This is a genomic window from Pseudoalteromonas sp. UG3-2 (assembly GCF_037120705.1).
Taxonomy (GTDB): Bacteria; Pseudomonadota; Gammaproteobacteria; order Enterobacterales; family Alteromonadaceae; genus Pseudoalteromonas.
The window spans coordinates 1,199,623-1,211,876 of the sequence record NZ_JAWLJU010000002.1; the positions used below are offsets into that span (position 1 = coordinate 1,199,623).

The following is a 12,254-nucleotide window of genomic DNA, read 5'->3' on the forward strand; positions in this document are numbered from 1 at the left end:
TTGCTCTGCCACCTAATCACTAAGGATTAACGCTCCCAGCAGCGATCAATTTGTGCTTGATCCGTGACACCACTGACCCCTCTTATTCCAAGCTCATCAATGGTCAGCGCTGGACAGTCGCTGTCGCCTCGTACTGGGCCGCTGGCAGCGGTGGCTACCAGGGTAAAAGTATCCGTTGTTACCCCTTGTAACGAGATAGTAAAGTAGCCATTTTCCGATGTGCCAGGCACGCCAATGTCACTGAGGTCAGTAGCGTAGCTACGGTTATCAACGAAATACTGCTCTTGCTTATTGGCAGCATCAAGCAAAATGGTCATGGCATCAGCGCGGGCACCACGCTTTACATACTCGGTGTAGTTTGGATAGGAAACCGCAGCCAGAATGCCAATAATGACCACCACTATCATCACCTCGATTAATGTGAATCCTTGGCTAATCTTGTTTTTCACTTATCAAGTCCTCTTATTTATTACTATTTTTAGCTTTTTCGGGTTTTGTTTTTTCATCACTAAATTCTCGTTTGTAAATATATAACTGTCTGGTCTTAATGCTAATACCGTATTCTCTAAAAAGCCTTACTTTTCCTGTTTCTGGGTCGACCACAGGGATCGAACCGGCAATGCCTTTTGGCAGTAATGGATTACCGGCAGGCGCACCATCACCGCTGCTATCACCATCCACTTCAATACCTGGTCCTGGAATATAAATTTTGGTTTTGCCATCGTCTCCTTTTCTGACCACAATGGTCGGCGTATCTGGGATATCTTGGGCAGTTATATATTTAGTGCCAGTGCCATAATGCATGTGTAAGGCATACAACTGTCCTTTACCGCCAGTAAGCGTACATTGCTGGGTAGTCTGATCCGCAGGGGTAAACGAGGTAAAGTAGGCCACTCCGCCGACCACCGTAGAGGCTGAAAGTGACTTTTCACCTGTGGAGAGCTGGTATTTCCAACCTTTAAACTGCGCTAATTCCACCTCAAGCTCGATAAAGTTCTCCAAACTGCTGGCGGCATTGCCAAAGGGATCCGTTTTCATTTCCATCAAATCGCCGATTAAAATGGGCTCTGGAATATCACTGACAAACGACTGGGTTTTGGTGTTAATGTCACGTAGCATAAAGAGATAGTCATTGACGCTTGAGTCAGTGGGTTTCGCACGGTTCCCACTGCCAATCACAATGGCATCAAAGGGTGTGTCTTTGCGCACTTTGACCGTTGATTGCTTATCATTCGGATCTTCGATTTCAGTCACCTTACTAAAGAAAGTGCGAGCCACGGTGGGCTGATAGAAAAAGCGTCGATCTTGATTGGCAAGATTGCTGCCTAAACGTGCCAGCTCAAAGTGTGTCCATGGCTCTTCAGTGCTATTCTCATCAGGTCCGGGGATATCTACTCGCCAAATACTGCCACCGGTGTCGGCTAAGTAAATTCTATCTGTAAAGCCATCATAGTCAGAATCAGTCAGCGTCGGCGAAGCCACAATACTGTGTTTACCCTTAAACTCTTCGCCGGTCAGAGACCAAACGATCTTGGCATTTTCAGACAGAATATCAACAGCATAAAAGCCCACTCCAACACTGCCATCTTCGCTGCGAGAGACATTGTCTTTGTTGGTGTTGTAGCCAGCACCAAAAATAACCACAGGGCGCTCTTTCGATTTTTCTAAGAAGGTTACTACTGGTTTTGACCACGTCTGACCTAAGTTTTTAAACTTATCTGAGTCTCCTGAAATTGGGCCATTCCAAAGTAGTTTTGGTGAGTCAGGGTTGGTAATATCAAAGCCATAGTACTTGTTACCACCTCGGCGCATACCAGCAAATGCCCAGACTTGCTCACCTTGGTCAATTTTGTTGTCTTTATTTTCATCATTAAAGTAAATGGTGATTGGGCCATCCATGCCATAGACCTTAGTTTCAGCCTTACGGGTTTTGACATCGTTGAGAATGTCTAGCAAGTCGCCAGGAATAAACGCCCAGCTTTCTGTAACCCGATTTCCTTCGTCTTTAAACATGTGTAGGCTGCCAGCATTGGTTCCCACTAAAATACGCACATCACCGTTACCATAATCCATGGTTACTGGCTTTGAATGCAGCGGATCGGCAAAAATGTCTTTGCGTCTATCTGAAGTGGAGCCATCACCATCTTCATCATCAACGTCGATACCCAGTGCCCAGTTGATTACTTCTTTAAGCTCGGCTTTCGACGCACCATTCATGCCCATCTTTTTGGCTAGTTTTTTTCTGTTTCCATAGGCGTTTCGAGCATTTCTGAATGAAAAGGTTTGTAAACTGCCGCTATCAAAGTCAGAAATGACGTTCCGAGTCAACTGCTCTTCTAGCGCGTAATTCACACCACCCTCTTCAATATTATTGCCATCTTTGGAGCCAGGCTCTGACCAGTAAGTGGTAATGTTTTTATCTATCGCTCCGTCATTGTTTATCGCTTTAGTTTTTTCTTGGCCAACTATTTCAGTTCCTTTGAGTTTTAGTTTTTTGAGGTTGCCAAGCCAGCGAGTGTGTGTTTCGGGTTTAAATTGAGTGTAATAAAGGTTGTCACCCGTTTGTGTCTGGTCATCTGCATTAGCAGATACGGTAGGAGATGTAAAACTTGCGCTTTCTTCTCGTATGGTCGTAACTGCAATTTCAAGCTTTTCAGCCAGATCATTGGCTGTATTAGCATGATAGTACTTACCGCCTCCTTTTTCTTCAGCGGTCAGTTTTAACAGTTCTCTGCCTGTACTAGACATACCATTACCAAAGCCTATGGTGAAAACTCGAGCAAAGTCTTCTTCGTCAGGCGTTGCATCATAAAGGTCAACTTTTTTTCGTGAATTGCCATACATTAACTCAGCAAGTGCTGGTAAGTAATTCTTTGTTACTCCAGAGCCTTGATTAAGGTCAAAATAGTCAGGCTGTGTACCAAAAACGTCTTTGTATTCGGACACAATATCACTGTTTGATCCGGTGTCATTGGTTGGGTCACCATCGGTCATCAAGATTAAATTAATCGATCTATCACAACGAGCTTTCTCACCTGGATCGCGTTTAAAGCCAGAAATGTAACTATTGCCTTGTTCTATACTTTTATCTCTGTCATTTCCACCATTTGTGCCCCACTTTACTTTTCCTCCTTTGAGATAATTGTACAGTTCCCATAATGTTTCTGATAAAGGTGTAGCACCTGAAGCAGGTAGGTTATCTATTTTGTTATTGATCTCACTGTTGTTACTGCCTATTCCATTTAATATGTAGCCACCAGAAGATGAATATAACCTAGAGAGGCCAAATGAAATATCATCATTATTATTAACCAACCCTTTTATGGCGTTTTTTGCCACAGTTAAACGACTATCAGAGCAAATTCCTTCCCGGAATATGCCATTTTCATCGTATTGATAGCACTTATTGCGCCATGTTGATTTAAAACACTGAGCTCTATAGTAGTAACGCCTGTTTCGTGCGTAGCATTGCCTACCAGTTTGCGAATCCCATTGCATACTGCCTGAGGTGTCAAACAATATCATCACTCTAGGTTTCTCATCTGTGGTTACATTATGCTTAACATACAGTTCGATATCCTCAGCGTACGTTGGCTGAGAAACCATGGCGATTAAGGCCAACAATAACCATAACTTTTTCATCTTATTTACCCGCCGTTGCACTGACTAACTCTTGTCCGACACCCATCACGATAGTGACATTATGACGGCCTTTATCACCGTAATTGACGGTGGCTGTCACCTCCGTCATATTGCAAACAACCCCACTGGTGTACGCAAACTGCCTTGGGCAATAAAGCTGCAGCTCGCCGTTGTTAAGGTTCTTTACTACCGCCGTTACTCCGTTGTCTGCAGCCACAGGCTCTCCCCCCTCAGGGATCTGCTCGCGGGGTAATAAAAACACGCTATTGGTCGCCAGCTGCTGCTGTTGTTGAATAATTCGTTGCACCTCACCATAAAGCAAATTTTCTGCCTCTTCGCGCTCCATCACCGCATGGGTCATTTTGATGTCTAAGGTACTGCTACTCATGAGCGTGACGGCGACGGCCATAATGGCTACTACCATCACCATCGACATTATCAGTACCACACCGCGCTGTTTTAAATGCTCCATGATGAATCTCCCATGTTGTACATCGAAACTGTGGTGGTAAATACCGTGCGGCGAAAGCTGTCAGTAAAGGTAAAGGTACGCTCGGTGTCTGCGGCATTGTCATTGCCTAAGATGTAAGTTCTACTTTTCACCCCAAAGCTGGGATCAGGCTCCAGCGCTCTCACCAAGACAAACATCTGCAGTGATAATATTCCCCGAGTATTGCCCCAGTCACCCAGTGACATACTGTTAGTATTTCTGTATTGATCGATACGACCGTCGTAATCGGTATCTAAGCCATACACAAAGCGTATTCTTTCCACTCCCTCAATCACTAACTCATCGCTCATGCCACCGACTCTTAAACGTTGGCGCCGTAATACGGGAATGGTTAAAGAACGGTTATTGATCATCTGAGTTTCTTCACTTAAGTAATACACATGGTGACTATAAGGCCATAACGTAGCATTAACACTGGGCATGACACCGACATTATTACCGGCAACAAACTGAGCTTGCTCTTGCTGGGCAATAAAATAAAACTGATTATTACTGACTTCACCCATGTCAGGATTAAGACCAGTGATCGGTACCGGGTCGCCCTCTAAAAATTTAACCTGTAACACCTCGGAGTCATTCACCGCATTAGTGACACAGTTCATGGCATTGCCATTTTGCGTGAATACCGCGGTTATTGGTCTAAAATCTGCCGGCTGATTATTGGGGAAGCTGCCATTGTTGATGCTTCCTGCGCAGTCATTGCCTGGGTTATTAGGTGCGATTTGATTATCTTCGGTAAAGCCTTCGTCATAGAAGGTCCCCCAAAACCCCACCTGCTCAATATCGCGACGTAAAATCGACAACGCCAAGCGGCCCTTTTCTTGTAGCTCGCCAATGCTCATGGTGTCGTTGGTGGTGGCTTTCATACCAACATAAGTGGCAATCACCCCACCAAGCAACAAGATACCAATGAACATGGCAATCATCAGCTCTAATAAAGTAAATCCAAGTGCTTTTCTCATGGCTGCCCCCGCAACAGCAAGAAAGTTTCCATTACCACCGCCCTGCGTCTATCATCATTGACACCACAGCTGCCTGCAGGGTTATCGTCTGCTGCGGTCATTTCTTGTCGGCCTCGCCAAGTGACAATGACTTCGACATTAACGCCATTGGTGCTGGTGGTGGGATTAATACACACGGTGGCATTGTCTAACGAGCCGCTTCTTTCTCGAGCTCGAATGGCGTGTTGCCAATTAATGATGTCAGTTTGAGCAACTTCTTCGGCACTACAAAAGTCACTATAGCACTTCTCCTTGGCAGGCACAGTGTCATCACTGGTGAATTCGACGTCATATAAATCGACGACATTATTGGCGTCGTTATTACGCATTCGGTGTAAAATATCACTGGCCAACTCCACCGCAGCAGCACGCTGCAATGAGTCAAAACTCGCTTGCTTGGCTTTGGCCTGTAATGCCACGGCCCCCAGCAAGCCAAAGCTTAAGATCATAAAGGCAATCAGCACTTCTAAGAGCGTGAAGCCATTGTCTTTGCAGGTATTCCGCATTGCTTACTCTTACTTACTATTGTCTAATTATAAGTCTACTGCGTGTTGCAGCAGATACAAGATTGCCGGGTATGAAAGGTCGAATAACGGAATAAGCGGTCAGTAGGACACGGTCAGTAGGATACGGTCGGTAGGACACGGTCGGTAGGACACGGTCGGTAGGACACGGTCAGTACGACAAGACTTGCTTAAGCTCTTTAAATGCTCTGCGGCTCACCTCGATTGGCTCAGCCATGTCTGCTAATTTCACATAGTGCTGCTGCCCTTTTGCATTCAACGCTTGAATGGCCTTACGCTTAACTAAGGTACTGCGATGCACTTGGACAAAGTAGTTAGGGTACTTTTTCAGTAAGTTTTTCAACGAGTGATCCACTAACACCTGTTTGCCACACGCTAAGGTAAGCTTACTGTATTTGCCATCGGCTTGCGCCACCACAACCGAATCTAGTTGTAACTGGCGCAGCTCAGTGCCCACCTGATAACGAATAAGTTCGCTAGTTGGAAAAATGGTAGTGAGTAATGTCGCGAGCTTATCTGCCGCCAAGGGTTTGACCAAGTAGCCGTTGGCGTGCAGTTCGAAAGCTTGTAAAGCAAACTCAGGATGAGCGGTGAGAAACACCAGCTTCATTCGCGGGAAATATTGTCGTAACTGCTGAGCAAAGCTCACGCCGTCTTGCCCTGGCATTGAAATATCGATGAATACAAGCGCTACTGAATGGCGCTCAAGAAACCCCTCGGCTTCCTCGGCACTGCCTGCTTCGCCAACACATAAAAATCCCTGATGCTCAGACATCATTCTCTTTACACGAGCTCTGGCTAACGGTTCATCGTCGACGACAAGGTAGTTAATGGTCATGATGACAGCGGGATCTTAAAGTGCACAATAAAACTATCTTGTTGTGGCTGCGCGGTAAAGTCAACCGCCTGACCATACTGTAAATGCAGCCTACGACGAATGTTATCCAGGCCTATGCCATGACCTTGGTGGGCGAGCGGCAGCTCGGGATTAAAGCTATTTTTAACGCTGATACACAGCATTGCCGCGTTTATTGCTATCGTTACTTCGATATCGGCACCGTTAGGGCTCGGCTCGACACCATGGATCACTGCATTTTCTAGTAGAGGTTGCAGTATTAAACTAGGAATACGTTGTTCATCAAGCCCCGATTCCACCTGCCACGTCACCCGTAACCGCTCAGCAAAACGCCACTTTTCTAATTCTATATAAGATTGACACAGTGCAATTTCATGGTTGAGTGTGACTGCAGCTTTGTTGGCCATGGCAGCTTTTGATAATTCAGCCAAATTCAGTGCGGCCTGCTCCGCCGCTTTGCTATCCACGTGGCAGAGCTCAGCCACCATATTTAATGCGTTATATAAAAAGTGCGGTCGGATCCGTGCTTGTAAAGCGATTAACTCAGCCTCAGATAGCGCTTGGACATTGCCAATGTTATCTCTATAAATCGCTAAAAAATGCACAAATAAGGTTATCACAGCAATACAAATTGCCATATTGCGGCCCACGTCTAGAGTAAAGCTGCTGTCATCAATAAAGCCGAGCAACGCAAAAACAATAGGCACCACTAGGCTGGTTATAGCGCTACAGCTTACAAACACACTGATCACTAAAATGGCTTCTTGCCAATCCGGTAAACGTTCACAGAAACGCTTTAACAGCGACAATATGGCCAGTGCACAAAACGCGGTAAAATGAATAAATAAACTGGTGAGACCGAGGGATTGCCAAAATGGCATATTGCCTGCGAGGGTGTAGATAAAGGCTAGAAGCTGCGAGGTGACCAGCAGTGCTAGCACACCTCGCTCATTTAATAATGCAGATAACAACCGAATAGACGTTGCCATCGGCTCAGCTCACTACCTGAGCTCAACTGGAACGGCAAATACGACGTTCTCTTCTTGGCCTGGGTTTTCTACCACCTCTTGACCACCAAGATCTTTAAGGCGAGAAATAACTTGTTGCACCAAGACTTCTGGCGCCGATGCTCCGGCAGTAACGCCAACTTTAGCGACTTTGTCGAACCAGCTTTGGTCAATTGAGCTGGCGTCATCAATTAGATGAGCTTGAGTTCCCATCTTCACTGCCAGTTCACGCAAGCGGTTTGAGTTAGAGCTATTTTTTGCCCCCACAACCAGCAGTAAGTCGACTTTATCGGCCAAGTCGCGTACCGCATCTTGACGGTTTTGCGTGGCGTAGCAAATATCGTCTTTACGCGGGCCACTGATGTTAGGAAACTTAGCACGTAAGGCATCGATAACATCTGCGGTGTCATCCACAGACAAGGTAGTTTGACTGCAATAAAAAAGGTTATCAGGATTCTTTACTTGCAGCTTAGCCACGTCCTCAGGTTGTTCTACCAAGTAGATCCCGCCTTCAGCGTTATCATACTGGCCCATGGTACCTTCAACTTCCGGATGACCATTATGACCAATCAGAACACACTCTATGCCTTTGCGGCTCGCGCGAGTGACTTCCATATGCACTTTTGTAACCAACGGGCAGGTAGCATCGAACACTTTTAACTCGCGACGCTTGGCTTCATTACGCACTTGTTGAGAAACCCCATGGGCGCTAAAAATAACAATGCTGTCGTCAGGCACTTCATCGAGCTCTTCAACAAACACTGCGCCACGTGATTTCAGGCCATCCACAACGTATTTGTTATGTACCACTTCGTGACGTACGTAAATAGGTGCAGTGAAAATATCCAGTGCGCGTTCGACAATACTAATCGCACGGTCGACCCCAGCACAAAAGCCTCTTGGATTGGCCAGCAAAATCTCCATTAGTTTTTCACCTCAAGGATTTCCACTTCAAATGTCACTCTTTGCCCTGCTAAAGGGTGATTAAAATCAATGGTCACAGAGTCACCAGCAACCTCTCTCACCAAACCAGGCAGCTCCGTACCATCCGGTTGAGTAAAAGCGATAATGGTGCCAACCTCAGCTGGGGTGTCGGCGCCAAATTTGCTTCTATCGACGTAATAAATATTATCTGGGTTAGGCTGCCCAAAGGCATCTTCTGGCGCCAGCTCAAATGACTTTTCGTCACCGGCCTGCAGCCCTAATAAACACTTTTCAAAGTTCTCTGTGAGGCTACCATCGCCCATAAATAACTTTGCTGGTTTATTGTGGACTTTAGTTGAGTCAGCAGCCGAGCCATCTTCCAATTTGATAGAAAAGTGGAACAATACTTCCGATTTTGCTCCAATAACTTGTTCACTCACGAATTTTTCTCCTGTGGCTGATCACCACTGGTAAATGCATCGAAAATTAGTAGTGCAGCACCGCCTACAATCGCCATGTCTGCTATGTTAAAGGCTGGATAATGCCAATCTTGGTAGTAAAAATGCAAAAAGTCGATGACGTAACCATGGATGATCCTGTCATACAAATTGCCTACCGCACCACCTAATACCATCGCGTAAGCCATGCCGAGCTTCCAGTTTGAAGCAGGCAGTTTGCGTAACCAAAATACTAAAAGGGTGCTAATAACGATGGCAATGGCACTTAGAAAGTAACGTTGCCAACCACCGGCATCACTTAAAAAACTGAACGCCGCACCATAGTTATGCATGTAGGTTAGGTTAAAAATTGGCAGGATGTCGATAGACTCATACAGCTTCATCTCAGCCATCACTAGTGCTTTTGTCAGGTAGTCTACTGCAAACAGCAGTAGACTTAACCACAACCACACTAGACCACTTTTGCGTGTCGTTTGTGTCACGTTTTACTCCTAGGCAAATTGGCGCTGCTCGCCTTCGCCTTCAACGTTACTAATACAGCGGCCACAAATGTCTTGATGCTGTTCATGCTGACCAACATCATCACAATAATGCCAACAACGCTCACACTTTTGTGCGTCAGTCGCTGCAACCTGGATGAACAGTCCTTCAACCTCCGAAGCCACAGTGCCGTCAGGCTGACTGTCTACCACTTCAACCTTTGCTTTTGAAGTCAGTAATACGAAACGCAATTCTTCACCGATCGCATTGAGCTGCTCAGCTAAGTCGCTGCCTGTGTATAGGGTTACTTCTGCTTGCAAAGTGGCACCAATCACCTCTTCTTTACGAGCATTTTCTAATACGCGGTTAACTTCGTCACGCACAGCAAGCAGGTTTTGCCAGTAGTCATTGTCTAATGAACCGGTAGTCGCCCCCTCAATGGCATCGTACCAAGTATCAGCAAACACAAAGTCGCCACGTTCACCTGGTAGTACTTGCCAAATCTCTTGGGCTGTGAAGCTCATGATCGGTGCCATCCAACGAGTCATGGCTTCTGCAATATGGTACAAGGCAGACTGACATGAACGGCGGGCATGACTGTCACTTTTCGCAGTGTATTGGCGATCTTTGATCACATCTAAGTAGAAAGAGCCCAGCTCACCAGTACAGAAGTTCATCAGCTTTTGTGTCACTTGTAACATCTGATACTTGTCGTAAGCTGCGGTGATTTCTGTTTGTAATTGCGCAGCACGGGAAACGATCCAGCGATCCAACTCAACCATGTCTTCAATAGCAACCAGATCGGTTTTCGGATCAAAACCACTTAAGTTCGCCAACAAGTAGCGGCTGGTATTACGAATACGGCGGTAGCGGTCTGCAGAGCGCTTGAAGATTTCATCCGACACCGTCATTTCAGCGCTGTAATCACTTGAAGCCACCCATAAGCGCAGGATATCAGCGCCCAGCTTATTCATCACGTCTTGCGGCGAGATCACATTACCCAGTGATTTTGACATCTTGCGGCCATTTTCATCCACAGTGAAGCCATGGGTAAGGACTTGTTTGTAAGGTGCATGGCCATTAATCGCCACCGACGTCATCATCGATGACATAAACCAACCACGGTGTTGGTCAGAGCCTTCCAAGTAAAGGTCCGCCGGCCCGCTCAGTTCTTCGCGAGCATCCACAACACAGGCGTGGGTAACACCAGAATCAAACCAAACATCAAGGGTATCTTGTACTTTAATGTATTGCTCAGCATCAGCTTCGCTTAGCAAAGTACTTGGCTCGAGGTCATACCAAGCTTGAATGCCTTTTTCTTCCACCAACTTGGCGACGGCTTCAATCAAAGACTCGGTATCTGGGTGTAAATTACCGGTGTCTTTGTCAACAAATAAAGCAATTGGCACACCCCAAGTACGTTGACGTGAAATACACCAGTCAGGACGACCTTCAACCATGTTGGCAATACGGCTTTCGCCCCACTCAGGTAGCCATTGTGTCTTTTTAATTTCGTTCAGTGAATCGGCACGCAGATTCGCTTGATCCATGCTAACGAACCACTGTGGTGTGGCACGGAAGATAATCGGTGTTTTATGGCGCCAACAATGAGGGTAACTGTGCGTTAGCGCTTTATGACGTAGCAAGGCGCCCTTCTCAGTCAGTACCTCGATAACATTATCGTTGGCTTTAAATACGTGCTGGCCTGCAAACAGCGGTGTGTCAGGTAAGTAAACGCCATTAGCCCCTACTGGGTTTGCCACTTCAAGGCCATAATCTAGACCGGCACTGAAGTCTTCCTGACCGTGTCCTGGAGCGGTATGTACGATACCGGTACCTGAATCAGTGGTGACATGCTCACCAAGAATAACGGGGACATCAAAATCATAGAATGGGTGACCCACACGGAGGTTTTCGAGTGCTTCACCTTTGACATAACCCAGCACGTGGTAATGCTTAAAGCCAAAGCGGTCAACTGCGTCGTTTACCAGCTCTGAGCCCAGCACTAAGCGCTGCTCTTGGCCTTCGTCTTCAATTTGTACCAAGGCGTACTCAAGGCCACCATGCACGGCAACCGCGCGGTTAGCAGGCAGAGTCCACGGTGTGGTGGTCCAAATTGCTGTGCTTACTTGGCCTTTGCCTTCATGCCCTGCTGCCAAATCAAAAGCAGCGATTACCGCGGCTTGATCAACAAAGGTAAACTTAACATCGATAGCAGGTGACTGTTTATCTTGGTATTCTACTTCGGCTTCTGCCAAGGCTGATCCGCAATCTGTACACCAATGCACCGGCTTAGCGCCTTTGTGCAGGTGACCATTTTTGATGATGCGGCCTAATACACGAATGGCATTGGCTTCAAAGTCAAAGTTCATGGTCAAATACGGCTTGTCCCAATCGCCTAACACACCTAAACGTTTAAAGTCTGTTTTTTGCCCTTCAACTTGCTTTTTCGCGTATTCACGGCACTTTTCACGGAACTCAGCAACCGATACTTTTTTGCCAGGCTTACCGACTTTCTTTTCTACTTGCAGTTCAATAGGCAAACCATGACAGTCCCAGCCAGGCACGTAAGGTGCATCAAAATCGGCAAGGGTTTTAGATTTAATAATAATGTCTTTGAGGATTTTATTTACTGAGTGACCAAGGTGAATATTACCATTTGCATACGGAGGACCGTCATGCAAAATAAATGGCTTTTTACCTTGTTTCGCTGTGCGGATCTGACCATAAAGATCAGCTTCATACCATTTTTTTAGCATCTTTGGTTCGCGTTGCGCCAAATTACCACGCATCGGAAACTCGGTTTCCGGAAGATTTAAAGTATGTTTGTAGTCGCTCATTTATCCTACTT

General features: G+C 46.2%; 11 protein-coding genes. All 11 read right to left on the reverse strand.

The window, feature by feature from the left end:
- Nucleotides 1–26: 26 nt before the first annotated feature.
- The gene (locus R3P39_RS08655; protein ID WP_336566938.1) at nt 27–449 is read right to left on the reverse strand and encodes a type IV pilin protein; all 423 of its coding nucleotides are present in this window, start codon (nt 447–449) and stop codon (nt 27–29) included.
- A 13-nt stretch (nt 450–462) separates the two neighbouring features.
- Complete coding sequence (locus R3P39_RS08660) at nt 463–3,642, reverse strand: pilus assembly protein (RefSeq protein ID WP_336566939.1); 3,180 nt, start codon at nt 3,640–3,642, stop codon at nt 463–465.
- 1 nt (nt 3,643) lies between these two features.
- Nucleotides 3,644–4,114, reverse strand: a complete 471-nt coding sequence (locus R3P39_RS08665; RefSeq protein ID WP_336566940.1) for a pilus assembly PilX family protein — start codon at nt 4,112–4,114, stop codon at nt 3,644–3,646.
- A complete protein-coding gene (locus tag R3P39_RS08670) occupies nt 4,102–5,115 on the reverse strand; it encodes a PilW family protein (RefSeq protein WP_336566941.1) in 1,014 nt (337 codons plus the stop codon). Before R3P39_RS08670 ends, R3P39_RS08665 begins: the two co-directional genes overlap by 13 nt.
- Entirely contained in the window at nt 5,112–5,660 is a 549-nt protein-coding gene (gene pilV / locus R3P39_RS08675; protein ID WP_336566942.1) for a type IV pilus modification protein PilV, read from the reverse strand. The genes R3P39_RS08670 and pilV overlap by 4 nt, the downstream gene beginning before the upstream one ends.
- A gap of 169 nt (nt 5,661–5,829) precedes the next feature.
- The gene (locus R3P39_RS08680; RefSeq protein WP_336566943.1) at nt 5,830–6,516 is read right to left on the reverse strand and encodes a LytR/AlgR family response regulator transcription factor; all 687 of its coding nucleotides are present in this window, start codon (nt 6,514–6,516) and stop codon (nt 5,830–5,832) included.
- Complete coding sequence (locus R3P39_RS08685; protein ID WP_336566944.1) at nt 6,513–7,523, reverse strand: sensor histidine kinase; 1,011 nt, start codon at nt 7,521–7,523, stop codon at nt 6,513–6,515. The genes R3P39_RS08680 and R3P39_RS08685 overlap by 4 nt, the downstream gene beginning before the upstream one ends.
- A gap of 12 nt (nt 7,524–7,535) precedes the next feature.
- Nucleotides 7,536–8,465, reverse strand: coding sequence for a 4-hydroxy-3-methylbut-2-enyl diphosphate reductase (ispH, locus tag R3P39_RS08690; RefSeq protein ID WP_336566946.1), 930 nt, complete (start codon nt 8,463–8,465; stop codon nt 7,536–7,538).
- A complete protein-coding gene (gene fkpB / locus R3P39_RS08695; RefSeq protein WP_336566948.1) occupies nt 8,465–8,905 on the reverse strand; it encodes an FKBP-type peptidyl-prolyl cis-trans isomerase in 441 nt (146 codons plus the stop codon). The genes ispH and fkpB overlap by 1 nt, the downstream gene beginning before the upstream one ends.
- A complete protein-coding gene (lspA, locus tag R3P39_RS08700) occupies nt 8,902–9,405 on the reverse strand; it encodes a signal peptidase II (RefSeq protein WP_336566949.1) in 504 nt (167 codons plus the stop codon). The genes fkpB and lspA overlap by 4 nt, the downstream gene beginning before the upstream one ends.
- A 9-nt stretch (nt 9,406–9,414) precedes the next feature.
- Nucleotides 9,415–12,243, reverse strand: a complete 2,829-nt coding sequence (gene ileS / locus R3P39_RS08705) for an isoleucine--tRNA ligase (RefSeq protein WP_336566951.1) — start codon at nt 12,241–12,243, stop codon at nt 9,415–9,417.
- Between the last annotated feature and the right edge of the window lie 11 nt (nt 12,244–12,254).